At 27.9% G+C, this 17,574-nt stretch carries 21 protein-coding genes; 11 read left to right on the top strand and 10 right to left on the bottom strand.

The window, feature by feature from the left end; translation table 11 throughout:
• Window positions 1-252: 252 nt before the first annotated feature.
• The gene (argB, locus tag J2127_RS08405; protein WP_209733120.1) at window positions 253-1,134 is read right to left on the bottom strand and encodes an acetylglutamate kinase; all 882 of its coding nucleotides are present in this window, start codon (window positions 1,132-1,134) and stop codon (window positions 253-255) included.
• Window positions 1,135-1,231: 97 nt separating this feature from the next.
• On the opposite strand from argB, the gene J2127_RS08400 reads away from it, so the two are divergent.
• The 4 genes from J2127_RS08400 (at window position 1,232) to J2127_RS08385 (ending at window position 3,339) form a co-directional block, all read left to right on the top strand.
• Window positions 1,232-1,483, top strand: coding sequence for a 50S ribosomal protein L31e (locus J2127_RS08400; protein WP_209591608.1), 252 nt, complete (start codon window positions 1,232-1,234; stop codon window positions 1,481-1,483).
• Between the two features lie 153 nt (window positions 1,484-1,636).
• Window positions 1,637-2,320: a translation initiation factor IF-6 gene (locus J2127_RS08395; protein WP_209733119.1), complete on the top strand. Its 684-nt coding sequence runs from the start codon at window positions 1,637-1,639 to the stop codon at window positions 2,318-2,320.
• Between the two features lie 113 nt (window positions 2,321-2,433).
• Window positions 2,434-2,664, top strand: coding sequence for a 50S ribosomal protein L18Ae (gene rpl18a / locus J2127_RS08390; protein WP_209733118.1), 231 nt, complete (start codon window positions 2,434-2,436; stop codon window positions 2,662-2,664).
• A gap of 252 nt (window positions 2,665-2,916) precedes the next feature.
• Window positions 2,917-3,339, top strand: a complete 423-nt coding sequence (locus J2127_RS08385; protein WP_209733117.1) for a DUF2666 domain-containing protein — start codon at window positions 2,917-2,919, stop codon at window positions 3,337-3,339.
• A 148-nt stretch (window positions 3,340-3,487) separates the two neighbouring features.
• On the opposite strand, the gene mer is transcribed toward J2127_RS08385, so the two are convergent.
• Window positions 3,488-4,453: a 5,10-methylenetetrahydromethanopterin reductase gene (gene mer, locus J2127_RS08380; RefSeq protein WP_209733116.1), complete on the bottom strand. Its 966-nt coding sequence runs from the start codon at window positions 4,451-4,453 to the stop codon at window positions 3,488-3,490.
• A 502-nt stretch (window positions 4,454-4,955) separates the two neighbouring features.
• Here mer and cofH point away from each other — a divergent pair.
• From cofH to J2127_RS08355, 5 genes are all read left to right on the top strand, one after another.
• Window positions 4,956-6,023 carry a 5-amino-6-(D-ribitylamino)uracil--L-tyrosine 4-hydroxyphenyl transferase CofH gene (cofH, locus tag J2127_RS08375; RefSeq protein ID WP_209733115.1) on the top strand — a complete coding sequence of 356 codons (1,068 nt, stop codon included), beginning with the start codon at window positions 4,956-4,958 and terminating at the stop codon, window positions 6,021-6,023.
• A 236-nt stretch (window positions 6,024-6,259) separates the two neighbouring features.
• Window positions 6,260-6,739, top strand: coding sequence for an RNA-binding protein (locus J2127_RS08370; protein WP_209733114.1), 480 nt, complete (start codon window positions 6,260-6,262; stop codon window positions 6,737-6,739).
• Between the two features lie 51 nt (window positions 6,740-6,790).
• Window positions 6,791-7,441, top strand: coding sequence for a HemK2/MTQ2 family protein methyltransferase (locus J2127_RS08365; RefSeq protein ID WP_209733113.1), 651 nt, complete (start codon window positions 6,791-6,793; stop codon window positions 7,439-7,441).
• Window positions 7,442-7,454: 13 nt separating this feature from the next.
• Entirely contained in the window at window positions 7,455-8,201 is a 747-nt protein-coding gene (locus tag J2127_RS08360; protein ID WP_209733112.1) for a Nif3-like dinuclear metal center hexameric protein, read from the top strand.
• Between the two features lie 253 nt (window positions 8,202-8,454).
• Window positions 8,455-9,357: a CBS domain-containing protein gene (locus J2127_RS08355; RefSeq protein ID WP_209733111.1), complete on the top strand. Its 903-nt coding sequence runs from the start codon at window positions 8,455-8,457 to the stop codon at window positions 9,355-9,357.
• Window positions 9,358-9,413: 56 nt separating this feature from the next.
• On the opposite strand, the gene hisE is transcribed toward J2127_RS08355, so the two are convergent.
• The 4 genes from hisE to J2127_RS08335 form a co-directional block, all read right to left on the bottom strand.
• Complete coding sequence (hisE, locus tag J2127_RS08350; protein WP_209733110.1) at window positions 9,414-9,716, bottom strand: phosphoribosyl-ATP diphosphatase; 303 nt, start codon at window positions 9,714-9,716, stop codon at window positions 9,414-9,416.
• A gap of 149 nt (window positions 9,717-9,865) precedes the next feature.
• On the bottom strand, window positions 9,866-10,282 hold the full coding sequence (gene ribH, locus J2127_RS08345) for a 6,7-dimethyl-8-ribityllumazine synthase (protein ID WP_209733109.1): 417 nt from the start codon (window positions 10,280-10,282) through the stop codon (window positions 9,866-9,868).
• 119 nt (window positions 10,283-10,401) lie between these two features.
• The gene (locus J2127_RS08340; protein ID WP_209733108.1) at window positions 10,402-10,857 is read right to left on the bottom strand and encodes a gamma carbonic anhydrase family protein; all 456 of its coding nucleotides are present in this window, start codon (window positions 10,855-10,857) and stop codon (window positions 10,402-10,404) included.
• Window positions 10,858-10,971: 114 nt separating this feature from the next.
• Window positions 10,972-11,253 carry a hypothetical protein gene (locus tag J2127_RS08335; RefSeq protein WP_209733107.1) on the bottom strand — a complete coding sequence of 94 codons (282 nt, stop codon included), beginning with the start codon at window positions 11,251-11,253 and terminating at the stop codon, window positions 10,972-10,974.
• Window positions 11,254-11,313: 60 nt separating this feature from the next.
• On the opposite strand from J2127_RS08335, the gene J2127_RS08330 reads away from it, so the two are divergent.
• On the top strand, window positions 11,314-12,480 hold the full coding sequence (locus tag J2127_RS08330) for a TIGR04013 family B12-binding domain/radical SAM domain-containing protein (RefSeq protein ID WP_209733106.1): 1,167 nt from the start codon (window positions 11,314-11,316) through the stop codon (window positions 12,478-12,480).
• Between the two features lie 27 nt (window positions 12,481-12,507).
• Here the strand turns inward: J2127_RS08330 and J2127_RS08325 are convergent, their stop codons facing one another.
• The 4 genes from J2127_RS08325 to fni all read right to left on the bottom strand — a co-directional run bounded on the left by J2127_RS08325 (window position 12,508) and on the right by fni (window position 16,862).
• Window positions 12,508-12,990 (bottom strand): DUF2118 domain-containing protein, encoded by a 483-nt coding sequence (locus J2127_RS08325; RefSeq protein ID WP_209733105.1) that lies wholly within the window; start codon window positions 12,988-12,990, stop codon window positions 12,508-12,510.
• 136 nt (window positions 12,991-13,126) lie between these two features.
• Window positions 13,127-14,077, bottom strand: a complete 951-nt coding sequence (locus J2127_RS08320; RefSeq protein ID WP_209733104.1) for a polyprenyl synthetase family protein — start codon at window positions 14,075-14,077, stop codon at window positions 13,127-13,129.
• A 191-nt stretch (window positions 14,078-14,268) separates the two neighbouring features.
• Window positions 14,269-15,615: an RNase J family beta-CASP ribonuclease gene (locus J2127_RS08315; RefSeq protein ID WP_209733103.1), complete on the bottom strand. Its 1,347-nt coding sequence runs from the start codon at window positions 15,613-15,615 to the stop codon at window positions 14,269-14,271.
• Window positions 15,616-15,800: 185 nt separating this feature from the next.
• Window positions 15,801-16,862 (bottom strand): type 2 isopentenyl-diphosphate Delta-isomerase, encoded by a 1,062-nt coding sequence (gene fni / locus J2127_RS08310; protein ID WP_209733102.1) that lies wholly within the window; start codon window positions 16,860-16,862, stop codon window positions 15,801-15,803.
• Between the two features lie 424 nt (window positions 16,863-17,286).
• On the opposite strand from fni, the gene J2127_RS08305 reads away from it, so the two are divergent.
• On the top strand, window positions 17,287-17,571 hold the full coding sequence (locus tag J2127_RS08305; RefSeq protein ID WP_245326530.1) for a Gar1/Naf1 family protein: 285 nt from the start codon (window positions 17,287-17,289) through the stop codon (window positions 17,569-17,571).
• Window positions 17,572-17,574: the final 3 nt, after the last annotated feature.

Raw genomic sequence — 17,574 nt, 5'->3', positions numbered from 1 at the left:
CATTCATCTCAATTGCATAATATGCTTATGAGATGGTACCTGTAACGTTTTTAGGTTCGTAACAATTATTAGGTTATTGTATTTTTTTTATTATATATCATTTTAGAATATAATCTAATTAATATTTTCAAGAATTTAAAAAATAAATAAAATATCTAATGAATAAAAAAATAAAAAAATAAAGAAATAAAGGACTAAAAATGAAAAATACATAAAAAGATGTAAAAATAGATAAATTTGATTATTTTTTGATTATTTAACAATCATAGTTCCAATACCTGTTTCAGTAAATATTTCTAGTAATATTGCATGAGGTATTCTTCCATTTATAATATGAACACTATCTACACCTTTGTTCAAAGCATTTATTGCGGCTTCAATCTTAGGAATCATGCCACCTTGAATAATACCTTGCTCAATCATCATTTCTAATTTTTCAACATTTACTTTTTTGTGTAATGTACTAGGGTCAGTTATATCTTCCATGACTCCATCAACGTCAGTAACCATGATTAATTTTTTTGAACCAGTAGCACCTGCAATATCTCCTGCAGCAATATCTGCATTCAAATTTAAATCATTACCGTATTCATCTACCCCTATAGGTGAAATAACAGGTATATAATTTTTTTCCACCAATAAATCTACTAATTTAGTATCAATATGGCTTACTTCACCAACCATACCTAAATCAACTTCTATTTTCTGACTATCTTTTAATAAGTATTGTAATTTCTTTTTAGCTTTTATAAGATGACCGGACTTTCCAGAAAGACCTACTGCCTTTCCACCATATTTTTCTAACTTAGATACGATATCGCCATTTATTTTTCCAATCAAAACCATTTTTACAATGTCAAGTGTTTCTTGGTCAGTAACCCTCAATCCATGGATAAATTCAGGAGTTTTACCCATTTTTTTCATAGCATTATTTATTTCTGGTCCCCCACCATGCACCACTATGGGATTCATACCCACATATTTCAATAAAACTAAATCCTTGGCCACCCAATTCTTTGCATCTTCATTAACCATTGCATGTCCGCCATATTTAATTAAAAACTTCTGACCATGGAATTTACATATATATGGTAGTGCTTCCATCAACACTTCTGCCTTGCTATAGTCATCCATTTTAATCCACTCACCAAAATATTTAAATATTGTCTATCTATATTGTATATGATTTAATATTATATCATATATATATTTGTATACTGGAGGTGCAATTATGGAAAACGAAAGAATATACACAATACCATTAAGAGATGTAACAAACAAAGTACCAACAACTAAAAGAGCTCCAAGAGCTATAAAGAAAATCAGAGAATATTTAAAAAAACACATGAAATCAGATAATGTGAAATTAGATAATTCAATTAACGAAAAAGTATGGGAAAGAAGTTTAAACAAAATCCCTGCTAGAGTTAGAGTAAAAGTCGTTAAAGAAGACGATGTTGTTATTGCTACATTAGTTGAATAATCGAATAAAACACAAAATAGTATCTAAAATAGATTTAATAAATAATTATTAATAATTAGTAATAATTATCAAAAAATATAATTACTTATAATTATATAATTACATATTAACTATTAAATAAAGATATTCTTAAAATATTAGTTGGGATAATTTATGATATATAAAACATTATTTTCTGGCGTATCAAACATAGGAATTCAGGCCATAGCTACTGAAAAATATGGTATCTTCCCAATAGATTTGGAAAAAGACACCATTGAAAAATTTGAGGAAATATTGGGTATTCCAATACTCCAAACAAAAATAGCAGATAGCTCATTGATAGGTTCATTATGTGTGGGAAATTCCAATGGGTTAATACTACCAGAAATTACCTTAAAAGATGAATTTTTAAAAGTTGAAAATTTCATCCAAGAACACGATTTAAATATAAATGTCAGTATTGTGAAATCAAATAATACTGCATTCGGAAATTTAATACTCGCTAATGACTATGGATGCATTATTTCGAAAGAAATTTCAAATCTTAAAAAAGATGTAGAAAAAATACTTAAGGTTAAAGTAGGTGTTGGAAATTTCTGTGAATTACCTACAGTAGGATCTAATGGTGTTGCTACAAACAAAGGATGCGTTGTAAATCCATTAACTACAGAGGTAGAATTAGAGTGGATTAAAGGAATTCTAAACTTAGAAGTTATTGGCAAAAGCACAGTAAACAAAGGCGCCATGCAAGTTGGTTCTGGTATAGTTGCCAATAGTAACGGTGCACTTGTGGGTGTAGAAACTACAGGACCTGAAATACTAAGAATTGAAGAATATCTTGATTTAATAGATTAATATGTTAAGTTATTTAAAAAATAAAACATAACATTAAAAATAAATTAAAATTAAATAACCAGTATGATGATAAAATATTAAATATAAATTAGTATATATTCAAGGTGAATAAAATGGCTAAAATAATAAAAATAAATGGCGAAATCCTTGGTAAAGATGAACCAATGGTATTTTCAAAAGAATACAATGTTTTAAAAGAAGAAGATGCTTTAGAAATCATGTACTCAGAAATTGGTAGTAAACACCATGTTAAAAGAGCATTCATCAAAGTAAACAGTGTTGAAGAAATAGCTGTTGAAGATATTAAAAACCACAACTTAAAAAAATTCATAGAAATGAATTAATTATTTATAATTGTTAAAATTATAAATAATCTATTTTAAACTATTTTTAAATTAAATTCTTGTATTATTGTATTAAAAGCTAATTTATTTTGTTTTAGTTATTGTTGATCTTTTATTTTAAAAATTATACTCAAAATTCATTGAGAAATAATATATATTATTTATTTAATAATTGTATAATATTATATATTAAAAATAGATTAAGTTAAAATAATTAAAAATAGAGTTAATATTTAAAATTCGGTGAAAAAAATGGCTGAGGAAAAAATATTATTTAACGCAAAAAAAGGAAAATGGTACGTATCTAAAAAATTAAAGATAGATGAAAATACGGCAGATGTGGAAGTTTCAAGAATTTTAATATCCGTAGAGGAAACTTTATCTAAAAAAATAAAAGAATATTTACCATTTGACATGATACAACTTGAGGAAATTGCTGATGAAATTTATGTCTCCAAAAAAGGAAGGGTAAAAGAAGAAGATATTTCTCAGGCATTAGCTAAATTAAAATCCCCTGCAACCACTAAAAAACTTGGAAAACTAACTGATTTAAAAGAAGGTAAAGATATCTTAAAAGTAGTTTTAACAAACATTATATTAGATAGATTAGGAATATCAACTCATATTGATATTAAAACTATTGATAAATTTATTGAAAAATCGTCAGATAAGTAAATCGAGTAAATTGAATAATCTAAAAGTACATTTAAATTATATTTTACTATTTTTTTTATAAACTATTAATTTATAACATTTAAATCATTTAAAAAAAAGCTGTTTTAAAAAATTAAAAAATTTTTACTTAAAAATTTAAGTAAAAAAATTATTTGAATGCTGGTATGATGTGTTTACCGATTAATTTAATACTTGTGTCTTTGTTAGGTCCGATAGGTGAACCTGCAACAATTTGTGTAACACCCATTGCTTCTAATGCTTTAACTTTTTCAATAACTTCTTCAGGTGTACCGTATAAAGCGAATGCTTCTAATAACTGGTCATCTACTGCACCAAATGCTGCACCGAAGTTACCTTCTTTTAAAGCTGCTCTGATTGTTTCTACTTTTTCTGCAGGTATTCCGTGTCTTTCTAAAACTACAGGAGGTGAACCTGCTGCAATAAATGCTACTACAGGGATAGCTGCTTGCTTTGCTTTTTCTGATTTTTTATCTACTGACATACAAGCGTATGCTGCAACGTCCACATCTGCCATACTTCTTCCTGCATCTTCTGCACCTTTTTTAATTAAAGGTACTGCTGCTTCGAAGTCTTTAGGGTTTGAAGCGTTGATTAAAACACCATCAGCGATTGCACCTGCTGTTTCTAACATTTTAGGTCCTTGTGCACCTAAGTATATAGGTACGTCAGTTGATGGTTTAACTGCTAACTGAGCACCAGATTCTAATCTTTTACCTGCTAACAATTCTCTCATTTCAGCGATTGCTTTTTTAACGGTTCCTACAGGTTTTGTCCATTCAATACCTAATGCATCGAATGTAGCCTTGTCACCAGGGCCAATACCGAATGTAGCTCTTCCACCAGATAATTCATCTAATGTTGCCATTGCCGATGCTGCAATTGCTGGGCTTCTTACGTATGGGTTTGTAACACCAGGACCGATTTTAATTTTATTTGTTGCTGATGCGATTGCACCTAAGGTCATGTAAACGTTTCTGTTGTTGTAGTGGTCTGTAATCCAACAGAATTCAAAACCGTTGTCTTCAGCTAACTTTACGTAGTAGTTTAACTTAGTTACTGGTTCGTTTGGAACAAATTCAATACCGAATTTCATTCTGACACCTTCCTATTCGTAGTTTTAATATAACAATTATTACTATTACTAATTGGCAATATAATCCATTTTCTATTTATTATGAATAGAAAATTATATATACTATCTAATTTCCAGCAAAAAAGTCTAATTATTCATTAAATAACTTAATATGGGTAATTAAAATATTATTATGTATTATATAGTTAAAAAAAATATTTATTGGCATAATTTAAGTTTAAATTCTTTTTTTATTAAAATCGAATTATAGTTGTTCAAAATCTAATTAACTTAATTTTAATTAAAGTATTCATTAAATAAAGTTAATTTTAAAAACTAATTTAAATTTTAGAAATAAATAGGCGATAATGGAAAATTATATATAGTAATAAGAAACTTAAACATAGACTAACATACAGGTTAATAACTAAAATCAATACAATGAATAGATTTGTAAAAAACTCTATTTTATAGCTTAATATATAATAAATATTTAAAAAATTTTCAAATACTTGGTGAGCCCATGGATTATGAAATCTTTAAAGAAAAAGACATATCAAAAAAAGAAGCGATAGAATTATTAGAAAACCCCGAAAACTTTTTTGATACCTTAAAACTAGCAGATGATTTAAGAAAAGACATTTGCGGTGATGTAGTAACTTACGTAAATAATGCAAATATATATTTTACAAATATTTGTGAATCAGGTTGTAAATTTTGCGCATTTCCCCATGAAAAAGGAGTTATGGATAAATATTATATGGAACCTTCAGAAATAGCAGAAAAAGCCCTATGGGCCAAAAATAACGGCGCTACCGAAGTAACACTTATGGGTGGGGTAGTAAGGGAAATAGATACTTATATGCAAGCCGATATAATTAAACAAATTATTGAAAAGACAGAGTATATAGACACTCACGCATATTCGCCATTTGAAATATTGGTAGGTGCAGAAAGTGCAGGACTTGATGTTAAAGAAGCTATTAAAATATTAAAGGAAGCAGGATTGCATACTGTACCAGGAGCTGCCGCTGAAATATTAAACGATGATGTAAGGAAAATAATATGTCCAAACAAAATATCTGTTAAGGATTGGGTAAAAGTAATCAAAGAATTACACAAGCAAGGGATAAAAACATCATCCACTATAATGTATGGTCATGTTGAAGAGCCAAAACATATTGTAGACCATTTGTTCTTATTAAAAGAAATTCAAGAAGAAACTAAAGGTTTTACTGAATTAATAACAATGTCCTACTTGCATAAAAATACACCATTATATACTTCAGGAATTGTTTCTAGTGGTGCTTCAGGAGATTATGATTTATTAATTACCGCATTATCAAGAATAATTTTAAAAGATACTATACCAAATATACAAGCCCCTTGGGTAAAATTAGGCATAAAATTATCACAGATTAGTTTAAGATGTGGTGCAAATGATGTTGGTGGTACCTTAATGGGTGATGAAGTAAGTGAAGCCGCAGGTGCTGACGAAGTTTCTATGACTAAAGATGAATTGAGAAACTCCATATTGGCCATAAATAGGATTCCAAAAGAAAGAAGTACTACATACGATATAATTGAATAACTAATAAAATGCTAAATAATAATTATATAAGTAAATAATTAAATAATTAAATAAATTTAAAAATATTTTTTTTAATAGATAATTTTTCAATATACTTAATATTAAAATATTAATTAAGACAATATTTTAAAAATAGCTATTTTTTACCTAAATTTACATTATAAGAGATATTTTATATATGGCTACACGATATATATGATTAGAGAAAATAATTAAATATACGCCTATGTGATATCATGGAAATTAAAAGAAGATACATGTTAAAAAAGAAAGAATTAAAACAAATTAAGGAAGAATTAAACAATATAATCGATACAGAAGATATATTTGATAAAAAATCGGTTTTAGAGAAAATAATAACAAATGAAATGGATTTAATAGTTTTAAATGGAACACCTATCGCAATATGCAAGGATGATAAAATAATCCCTACATTAAAGCTTTTAATAACCAAAGAAAGTGAAAAAGGAAAAGTAACAGTTGATAAGGGTGCAGTTAAATTTTTAGCAAATGGTGCAGATGTTATGGCTCCGGGGATTATAGATGCTAATCCTGAGATAAAAGAAGGAAATTTAGTATATACTGTTGAAGAAACACATGGAAAGCCATTATCCGTAGGTATTGCATTGATGGATGGAAAAACTATGGTTGAATCAAAAAAAGGAAAAGCAATAGTTACTTTACATTATATAGGGGATGAAATTTGGAAATTTTAATAAATTAAAAAAATTAAAATATATAACTTTAAAAAATAATTGTATGAGAGTATGAACAGAATAGAAATTATAAAAGTAAATGGTTTAAAAATAAAAACACATCCTAAAGTCTATATACCTGCAGAAGATAGCGAATTATTGTGTAAAAATCTAAAAGATGTTAAAAATAAAACAGTTTTAGATATTGGAACAGGTTCTGGCATACAGGCATTGAGTGCATTTAAAAATGGAGCTAAATATGTATTAGGTGTTGATATAAACCCTTATGCTATAAAAACGGCTTATGATAATTTAAAATCAAATTTTGATATAAAAATAACTGATAAGTTAAATATCCGATTTATATATGGGGATTTATTTAATACTATAGAAAAATCAAAAATTAAGAAATTTGATGTTATTATATTTAATGCTCCTTATCTACCAACCTCAGAAGATGAAAAATTGGAAAAATATCTTAATTATGCTTTTGATGGCGGTTTAAACGGTAGAATAGTTTTAGACAGATTTATAAATGAACTTCCAAAATATTTAAAAAAAGGAGGGGCTGTTAAAATATTACAATCCTCCCTAACTAACGAAGAAAAAACTATATCAAAATTAAAGACCGTTGGAATAATTGCTGAAAAAATAGATATTGAAAAATACCCTTTTGAAGAATTACAATTAATATCTGGAACTTATGCAGAAAATAGAAACTAATAAAGGTGCAATAATGGTTACAGCAGCAGAAATTATAGAACATATTGAAAAATATGCCCCTAAAGAATTAGCAATTCCTGGAGATAATATAGGAATACAAGTTTGTGGCTCAAAAAACTCAAAAATAAATAAAATAGGAATTGCATTAGACCCTTCGTTGAGTGTTATTGAAAAAGCACTAGAAAATAATATAGATTTCTTATTTACTCATCATCCTATCATGAAAGACCCCGTAAGGACTTTCCAAGGTCCTTTATATGAAAAATTAAAAATATTAATGTGTAATAATATAGTATTGTATTCCGCACATACCAACTTAGATATCTGTAAGGATGGATTAAATGATGAATTAGCAAAATTATTCAATTTAAAAGATGTAAATAATTTATATGAAAATGGGCTTGGTAGATTAGGAACTTTTAACGGTAGTTTTGAAGATATTATATCGATTACTCAGCAAAATATATGTAAAAGCCCTGAAATAGTATTTTGTAATAATTTAACTAGCAGAGAGAAAAACGGGTTAAAAGTAGCAGTTTTATCAGGTTATGGGCTATCTCAAAAAAGCATAGAATATGTGAGTAAAGTTGCAGACGTTTATATATCTGGAGATTTGACCCATCATTCTAAAATATTAGCTGAAGAATCAAATTTGTGCGTTATAGATGGGACACATTACGGAACCGAAGTTTACGGGCTAAAGAAGTTTATGGATAAATTAAAAGAACTAGACTGCACGGTAATATCATTAGATTTTTAAAATATTAAAATATTAAACAATATATTACATATAACTTACATTTTTTACATAAATGCTCAAATTTAATAAGTAAAGTTTTAATATTATACAGCCCATATTTTATTACTTATTAAATAATTTAATAAAGACATACAATTTTAAAATACATAATATAAAATTTAATAATTATTTTAAAAATTTAGATATCTTAGATATTTAATAGTATAAATATAATATAGCATATATTCATAGTTTAAGAAATAAGGGTGAAATATTGGAACTTACTATTGTTCAAAAGGAAATATTACAAGAATTAATTTTAATATATAAGCAAAAAAATAAGGCAGTTAAAGGAACAGAAATTGCCAAAAATTTAAGTAGAAATCCAGGTACTATTAGGAATCAAATGCAAGCTTTAAGAGCTTTAGGGTTAGTTGATGGAGTACCGGGTCCTAAAGGCGGTTACATACCAACAAGTGATACATACAGGTCTTTAGGATTAGAATTGGATGAAAAAATAAAGATTCCAATATATAAAGGTAATAAAAAAATAAAAAACGTAAATGTTACTCAAATAATATTTGATACAGTAACACAGGAAAAATCCTGCTCCTCTAAAATATATATAAATGGGGATACCAAACAATTCTCAGAAGGAGATTTAGTTCGAGTAGGACCCACACTACATAATAAAATTGTAATTATGGGTAATATCGTAGGAAGAGACGATATAAACCATATTTTACTAATAGATGTTTTAGGCGTAATTAGCGTTCCAAATATCGATGTGGGAAGTATTGGATTAAAAGAAAACCTAATAATCATGGATTCTGGAAAAACAGTACGAGATGCCGCCAAATTACTATCTGAAAATAGTATTAGTGGAATACCAATATTGCATGATGGAGAATTAAAAGGTATCGTTAGTTTACATGATATTGCAAAAGCATTAGTGGAAAATAAAGAAAATGAAAGAATAGATACAATAATGACTAAAGATATATGGACCATTAACCAGTACGAAAAAATATACGATGCTTTAGTTAAAATGGAGACTGAAAATATCGGTAGATTAGTTATCGTAGACGACGATGAAAATATCGTAGGCATGTTAACACGAACAGACATCTTAAACTTAATAGAAGGTACAATCTACCCAAAATTAACCGAATTATAGGTTATAAATAAAAAATATAAAATTATAAAATTATAAAAAAATATAAAAATTTAATATTACTTCATTCTTTTCTTAAACTCTTCTTCAAGTTCTTCGTAAGATATTTCATATTTAGAAAGTAAAACTAGGGTGTGAAATATTAAATCTGCGGATTCGTATATTATTTCTGATTTTTCTCCATCTTTGGCAGCTAATATAACTTCTGCGGATTCCTCACCAATTTTTTCACATATTTTATTAATGGAACTCTTTTTACTATCTGTTGCTAAACTAACTACATAAGAACCTTCAGGTTTTTCGGACATTCTACTTTGGATTACACTATAAACTTCTTTTATAATATTTTGATTTGATTCCATAATTACACCAATTTGATAAATTTAAAAATAAAATATACTTCCATATATTAAAACAATTTATTTAATACTTTTTATAAGTGAATGATAAAAATAAAAAAAATAAAAAAATAATATTGGGTAAATTAGACTATTTTGTTAAAATTATAAAATTATAAATTTTTAAGTCTTTTAACCATTTTAACTGCAGACTCAACTGCTCTTTTACCGTAATCAATTCTTTCTTCAGCTTGTAATCTTGTCATTCCAGGTCCGGATATACCTAAAGCTACAGGCTTTTTATAATCTAATGATAAATCAGTGATTTTTCTTGCGGCATTCTGAACAACTATTTCATCGTGTTCAGTATCTCCTTCAATAACACAGCCAATTGTAACAACTGCATCTACATCATCTTTTTCGAGCATTTGTTGTATTGCTATAGGCATGTCATATGCTCCAGGAACCATTATTTTATATTTTATATCGGCACCTAAAAAGTCTGCATGCTCTTCCGCTAGTTTTTCCATCATAAATGTAATATCTCTATTAAATTCAGCTATTACCATTCCAATGCTAATTTTATCCATGATACCACCTTAAATCATTTATAATTTTATAGTATAAAGATGTATTACAATGTTATGTATAAAAATTTAATTTATAAAATTTATATGACTATATATTTACAATTAAACAGTTTTTATAATTATAATTCTTTTGATATTTCAAGATATTGTTCAGCATTTTTCTTAATAGATAATACTTCTTCTTCAGTTAATGACCTAATAACTTTTGCAGGAACGCCCATTACTAAACTATTAGCGGGTATTTCTTTATTTTGAGGAACCAAAGCGTTTGCACCTATAATACAATTATCTCCGATTTTAGCACCGTTTAAAATTGTAGAATTCATTCCCACTAATACATTATTACCGATATCGCATCCGTGAATTACTGCACAGTGACCTATTGAAACGCCTTCGCCAATTATCGTAGGGTGATCTTTAGAACAGTGTACAACACAGTTATCTTGGATATTTGAATTCTTTTTAATAGAAATTGTATTCATATCTGCACGAATAACCGCACCATACCATACATTTACATTCTCTTCAAAAACGACTTTACCAATTATCGTCGCATTTTTTGCTATTTTTGCCATAATTACACCATATGTGTGAATTTTAAAAATATTAGTTATTGAGATATAGATAATATATAGTATAAATATTTAGCCATAAATTCATAAAATTACAGATATAATTCATAGATACAATTATAAATTATATTTAAATCTTGAAACTTTATCCCATTCTCTTTCATATTCGTCCATGAAAATTAAAGTTTTATCAACTTCTATGGCACATATCTCCCTAAAGTTAACAATGACAAATTTTTTAGTATCTTCGTTGAATAAAACAGTTCCTTTATGCTTTCCAGTATCCAAATATTTTAAATACTTATCTTTAAGGTTAACTACTGCTTCAAAATCAAATTCGCCTTCTAAAACGCTTCCAGGGTAATGTATTTTTATACATAGTGATGGTCTTTTTTTCAATATTACACCTCTATCCTAAAATCCATCTAATTTATATAGTATTTCTGGTTATTTAAGTTTATGATTGGATATCGACTAACTTCAAAAAATAAATATAGTATTTCTAAATTGTATCCATTAACAAAAGGAATATTATTCAATAATTTAGATGAATTAATATATACTTTAAAAAGAAATGAAAGTGAAAAAAACAAATCATGTTGTTTTAAAGTGATAAATTCAAAAAATATAATAATTTATTCATTTATGACGCTACAGCAACCGGAAGTGTTGAAGGAAATAAATATTTTAAGAAATAACTTTAAAAATTTGATATTAATAGCAGGAGGGGCACATGCGTCAGGTGCTCCAGAAGATACTTTAAAAATGGGCTTTGATTATGTTCTTATCGGAGAAGGTGAAATAACATTACCTGATTTAATAAATAAAATCAATAACAATCAATATATTGAAAACAATATTATCAAAGGTATGCCTATCGATTCTTTCAAAGGCTATGATGAAATATATCCCTTAGCACCAATTGAAATAACTAGAGGTTGTCCTTACAACTGTAGATTTTGCCAAACCCCTCAAATATTTGGAAAAAAGATAAGACATAGATCTATTGAAGATATCATCAAGATTGTAAAAAATATGAAGGATATAAGATTTGTAACGCCAAATGCACTATCTTATGGCTCTAAATACGCAACTAAACCAAATCTTGAAAAACTAGAAGAACTATTAAAAAAACTTTCCATATATAAAGAACGTTTATTTTTGGGCACATTTCCATCAGAAGTACGGCCTGAATTTATCAGTGAGGATACTTTGAATTTAATAGTAACTTATTGCGACAATAAATATCTGCACTTTGGAGCCCAAAGTGGTTGCGAAGAAATGTTAAATTATATCCGGAGGGGTCATACGGCAAATGATGTAATAAATGCAGTTGACTTATGTAAAAAAAATAAATTAATGCCTAAAGTAGACTTTATTTTTGGATTCCCTAATGAAACTATGGAAAATAGAATAAGAAGTATTGAATTAATGAAATACATTATAAAAAAGAATGGAAAAGTTCATGCACATTATTTTATGCCATTACCTGGAACTTATTTTGAAAATGAAAAGCCTACAGAATTAGATAGAGAAACTATTAAAATATTGGGTAGTATGGCAAAAAAAGGGCAAATTAGCGGTTCTTGGACTCACCAATACAATGCAACAAAAATTGAAAAATAAAATTAATATTAAATATTATATTTTAATTCATAAATTTTCAGAATTTTCCACAATTGCGAAAATATAGATACTTCTATCGCCTTCGAATAATTCATTCATAAAAAATAAAGTTCCCGAAACTGGACTTTTTAAATATCTAATAACGCCTTTTTTACTTTTTAATGTTGCCAATATACCATCTTGCAGTATAGTACTACCTGCTTCTAATACAGGATAGGTAGTTTTAGAGTCTGCTACAACACAAGTCACAAAAGTTCCTGCCTTAATGTGTGTAAAAGTATGATTTCCAGGATATTTCACGAATACATCTTTTTTTAAAACGTCATCGCCTATATACTCTCTTATATCATCATATCTAACTTTATAGAATATTTTATAATCATTTTCATAATTACTAATATCTTCGTCAGCATTTAAAAATATAATTTGATTTTCAGATATGGCTATTTTTTCTTCAGACTTATTCTTCTCAGTTACTTCATTTTCAACATATATTTTAGAAATTTTCACATTTATCACATTATAAGTTTTATAAAAAATAAATAAAATAAATAATTAAATTAATTAAAACAAGATATTATACCAAATATATTTTAAAAATAAATAATATTAAAAGAGCTAATTTTAAATTATTTATAAAATAACCCTATTTAATTCTTGAAACGATGAAATCTGCAATATCTTCCAAAGGTTTTCTTTTATCTTCGTCAAATATCTTTAAGAATTCTTTAGCTTCAACTGTTGATTCATTCATTAAATTTTTAGCATAATTTATTGAATTACCTAATATATTAATTGCTTCAGCTACTTCTTCACTAGTTGCACTTTCATTACCTAATATTTGCAATAATCTTTCTTTATTATCCTCTGAAAGCGTATCTAAGGCATGAATTACCATCATGGTTTTCTTACCACTTAATATATCACTACCCACTGGTTTTCCAATTGTTTTTTGATCCCCTATTAAATCCAAAATATCATCTTGGATTTGGAAGTTAATACCAATTCTTTTAGAGTATTGATAGAGAGCTTCTGTTTCTTCCTCTGTACAATCTGCCATTATTGCACCGATTAAAATAGGCGCCTCAATTAAAGCACCTGTTTTTTTGGATATCATATCCACATATTGGTCCATTGATGGGAATTTATCTTCAAATTCCATGTCATCAGTTTGACCTTCGCAAACTTCAACACATGCCTTTGATAACACTTTTAAAACCTTATGGGCTTTTACACTATCTTCAATAGTAGATAAAGCTTCAAATGCCTTTGCGTATAATAAATCGCCTGCCAATATTGCAATAGGCTCACCATAAACCTTATGAACTGTAGGCTTACCCCTACGTTCGTCATCATTGTCCATTATATCATCATGCACCAACGTATAGTTATGAATTAACTCTACGGATAAAGCGGGAGCCATTATGGTTTCGAGGTCATCTTTTTTAAGATTATAAGCCATTATTGATAAATAAGGTCTTATTCTCTTACCGCCTGCTAACAATAAGTGTTTTGACGCATTATATAAATTAGAATCCTTTTCAAAATATTTTTCAAGCTCTTTAGACATATTATTTAAAATTTCTTCATTAAACATATTGCACCTCTAATAAGAAGAATATCTTATTAATATTATTAAACAATGTGATAAATGATTCGTATAAACCTAAACAAAGTATAATCTTTACAAACAATATAATAATATCAAATATGAAATAAAATTAATTAAAATATTATTTTATTAATTAAATATTTTAACTAACATATAAAATGGTATTAATGAAATAATTAAATTACTCTTTCAAATTTCAAACTTTGACCATTTCTAAGTAAGTGAACATCGTCACCTAATCTATAACCTTCTTCTTCAGCTAATTTAGCATATTCAGAAGTCAAGTTGAAGTCACCGTGTGATGGAATCAAGTGTTCTGGATTTAACCATCTTAATATATCCCTGTGATCTTCTTTAGCAGCGTGACCAGATACGTGTGCACCTTTGAAAAGTCTAACGCCTAAAAGTTTCAAACGAGCCTCTAAAAGGTACCTTTGTGCTGAATTCATAGGGTTAGGAATCACATCTGCTGAAAATACAACTTGGTCATATTTTTCAAATTTAAAAGGTGTTTTGTTAGTAACCATTCTTGATAAAACCGCACCTTCTTCACCTTGGTGGCCGGTTACAATCATTAAATAATTTTCTTTACCTTCTTTCATGATTGTGTTGAAAGTCTTATCTATTGAGGAAGGATCCCAACATATTTTAGTTTCCTTTGGGAATTTTACAATACCAATATCTTGAGCGATACCACAATATTTTGCCATTGATCTACCCACTAAAACAGGCGTTCTACCCATTTTAACTGCTGCATCAGTTATGGATTTAATCCTAGCAATGTGTGAAGAAAATGTAGTTACAACGACTGCATTTTTATCATTATCAGTACCTAATAAGTCATTCTTCAATAAACTAGCTGCAACACCTTCAGAAGGAGTTTTTCCCTCGTATCCTACACGGGTACTTTCGGAAATCATTGCAACTACGCCTTGTTTTCCAACTTTTTTAATAGCTTTGTAATCTGGTTTTTCTCCAACAACTGGGAAATTATCAAATTTAAAGTCATTAGCATATACTACTGCACCATATGGTGTGTGTAATACTGCCATTGTTGAATCAGGTATACTGTGAGTTACTTTTACAAATTCCAATGTTATATTAGGTGTAATTTCTAATTTATTACCATTTTCCAATGTGATTAATGGATTTCTAACATCGAATTTTTTTTCACTTAATATTTCTCTTTTAACTAATTCCAAGGTGTATGGCGTACCGATAACTGGAGCGTTATATCTATGTGCTAATTTAGTTACTGCACCTATGTGATCCAAATGCCCGTGAGTTAATACTATTGCCTTAACTTCCCCTTCTATATTTTTCATTACAGTATCGTCAGGTATAACACCCATTTCAATTAAATTTAAGCTATGCATCTTTGAAATATCGGTATCTTCATGAATCATTATCCTATCTAACCTAATACCCATGTCAAATATTATAATTTCTCCGTCAATATTAACTGCGGTCATATTTCTACCGACTTCCTCATAGCCTCCTATGGCAACTACTTCCAATTGCAAAATATCACATCCTTTGAGACACTAATATATAGCAGTGAACATGTGATTGTTGTATGATATAATCATGAATATGAAAATATATAAAATTCATAATAATCAATACAATATTAATTATAGAATTATTTGTTATCAATGTTACTAATTTTAACTTTATTTGATAAATGGATAATTATTAATTAGTCTTATTAATTAATCCAATTTTTTAACTCTCCGTTTATAATATATCTTGCGGAATTTAATTCATTTATGTTATTACATCCTGTTAAGAACATAGTTATTTTAAGTTCCTTAATTAAACTTTCAAATAATTTAATAACTTCTTCAGGGGATTTCATCGCTGCTTTTAAAACTGGTAGCGCAATACCACAACAGTTTGCACCTAAAGCCAAAGATTTTGCTATATCTATACCAGATCTAATTCCGCCTGTGGCTATTAATGGTTTAGAAAATGATTTTCTAACATCCAATATCGAAGCTGCGGTAGGAATTCCCCACTCTAAATATTTTTCAGACAATTTTTTATGTTCATAATCCTTTACCCGATAATATTCAACTGCAGACCATGAAGTACCACCACTTCCACCTACATCTATGGCATCAAATCCTAATTTATTCAGATATAATCCATCTTTTTGACAAAACCCTTCGCCAACTTGCTTTGCAATGAAAGGCATATTTCCAAAATATTTTTTATAATCTTTGATTACATCAGATAAATAGTCCAAATTCCTAAAATCCGTATCCCCTTCGGGTTGTATTGCCTCCTGAAGAGGATTAAAATGTATGGCCATTGCATCTGCATCTATTATATCTACTGCTTTTTTTACAGTCTCATAATTCCAATTATCCTTCGTAAAATTAACTGCACCCAAATTTCCAATAACAAGTGAAGAAGTATAGTCCCTAACTACCGAATAAGTATCTTCCAATCCTTTTTTAGCGATAGCAGCTCTTTGAGAGCCTAATCCCATACCTAAATTCATTTCTTCGACTGCGATTGCAATGTTTTTATTAACTTCTTTTGCAACTGCATGCCCACCGGTTATTCCGGCGACTATAATCGGTGCATCTAATTTTTTTCCAAATAACTCTATGGACGTATCCAAATCATCTAGTGAGCTTTTAGATACTCCATTATGAACTAATTCCACATTATTTAAGAGAGTTCCTTTTTTATATTCTACATTACAATGTTCACAAACTATTAAGTGTTCTAGTTTTCTATATTCAATATCATAATTATTCATCTATTACCACCTATATATTATTATCCCTTAATACATAAATTCCAATATGTGAGTATAAACATACAATATAATATTAATTCAATAATAGCATACTATATGTGTAAAATAATATAAAAAATAATGTAAAGTTAAATTAATAAATATGATAATATTAATTTAATACTATTTTTAAGGACATTTCCACCTTTAATCAAACATCTACTTGTTTTGTATATCCCTATTATAAAATAACATAATAATACCAAACCTTTTGATAATGTAGTTTAAAAAACTTAATATAATCCTTAATGCTTCATTAATATTCTATATAAAGTTTTCGAAACATATATATATTAATAGGTACAAACTATATATTATTAATTAAATAAAATACTTATTAATTTAATAAATTAAATATATGAATGGTTATTTTGGAGGAATATTTTTGGAAAAAATAGAACTTCTGCATGAAACACCTAAAGGAAAATTAATAGGCCTTGGTAAAAATCAGATTCCTATCGGATCGATAGTGGGAATAACAGAAAATAAAAAATTTTTGAAAATTGGCATCATATATGACATATTTGGCCCTATAACTCGACCCTATGTTAAAATAATACCTGATGATGATGCAAAAGCTGAGTTAGCATTGAAAAATAAATACGTATCAATAAAACCTAAAAATAACTCAAAAAAAACATACTGGAATAAGAAAGCCCGTAAGAATTAAGTG

Origin of the sequence: Methanococcus voltae (genome assembly GCF_017875395.1) — an archaeon.
Taxonomy (GTDB): Archaea; AGJL01; Methanococci; order Methanococcales; family Methanococcaceae; genus Methanococcus; species Methanococcus voltae_C.
The sequence above is the reverse complement of the archived record's forward strand: the minus strand, read 5'-3'. Positions and strand labels throughout refer to the sequence as shown.

Excerpts from the sequence above, each read along its gene's own strand:
- argB (WP_209733120.1), bottom strand. The coding sequence starts at position 1,134 with ATGGATGACTATAGCAAGGCAGAAGTGTTGATGGAAGCACTACCATAT.
- J2127_RS08400 (WP_209591608.1), top strand. The coding sequence starts at position 1,232 with ATGGAAAACGAAAGAATATACACAATACCATTAAGAGATGTAACAAAC.
- J2127_RS08395 (WP_209733119.1), top strand. The coding sequence starts at position 1,637 with ATGATATATAAAACATTATTTTCTGGCGTATCAAACATAGGAATTCAG.
- rpl18a (WP_209733118.1), top strand. The coding sequence starts at position 2,434 with ATGGCTAAAATAATAAAAATAAATGGCGAAATCCTTGGTAAAGATGAA.
- J2127_RS08385 (WP_209733117.1), top strand. The coding sequence starts at position 2,917 with ATGGCTGAGGAAAAAATATTATTTAACGCAAAAAAAGGAAAATGGTAC.
- mer (WP_209733116.1), bottom strand. The coding sequence starts at position 4,453 with ATGAAATTCGGTATTGAATTTGTTCCAAACGAACCAGTAACTAAGTTA.
- cofH (WP_209733115.1), top strand. The coding sequence starts at position 4,956 with ATGGATTATGAAATCTTTAAAGAAAAAGACATATCAAAAAAAGAAGCG.
- J2127_RS08370 (WP_209733114.1), top strand. The coding sequence starts at position 6,260 with ATGGAAATTAAAAGAAGATACATGTTAAAAAAGAAAGAATTAAAACAA.
- J2127_RS08365 (WP_209733113.1), top strand. The coding sequence starts at position 6,791 with ATGAACAGAATAGAAATTATAAAAGTAAATGGTTTAAAAATAAAAACA.
- J2127_RS08360 (WP_209733112.1), top strand. The coding sequence starts at position 7,455 with ATGGTTACAGCAGCAGAAATTATAGAACATATTGAAAAATATGCCCCT.
- hisE (WP_209733110.1), bottom strand. The coding sequence starts at position 9,716 with ATGGAATCAAATCAAAATATTATAAAAGAAGTTTATAGTGTAATCCAA.
- ribH (WP_209733109.1), bottom strand. The coding sequence starts at position 10,282 with ATGGATAAAATTAGCATTGGAATGGTAATAGCTGAATTTAATAGAGAT.
- J2127_RS08340 (WP_209733108.1), bottom strand. The coding sequence starts at position 10,857 with ATGGCAAAAATAGCAAAAAATGCGACGATAATTGGTAAAGTCGTTTTT.
- J2127_RS08330 (WP_209733106.1), top strand. The coding sequence starts at position 11,314 with ATGATTGGATATCGACTAACTTCAAAAAATAAATATAGTATTTCTAAA.
- J2127_RS08320 (WP_209733104.1), bottom strand. The coding sequence starts at position 14,077 with ATGTTTAATGAAGAAATTTTAAATAATATGTCTAAAGAGCTTGAAAAA.
- fni (WP_209733102.1), bottom strand. The coding sequence starts at position 16,862 with ATGAATAATTATGATATTGAATATAGAAAACTAGAACACTTAATAGTT.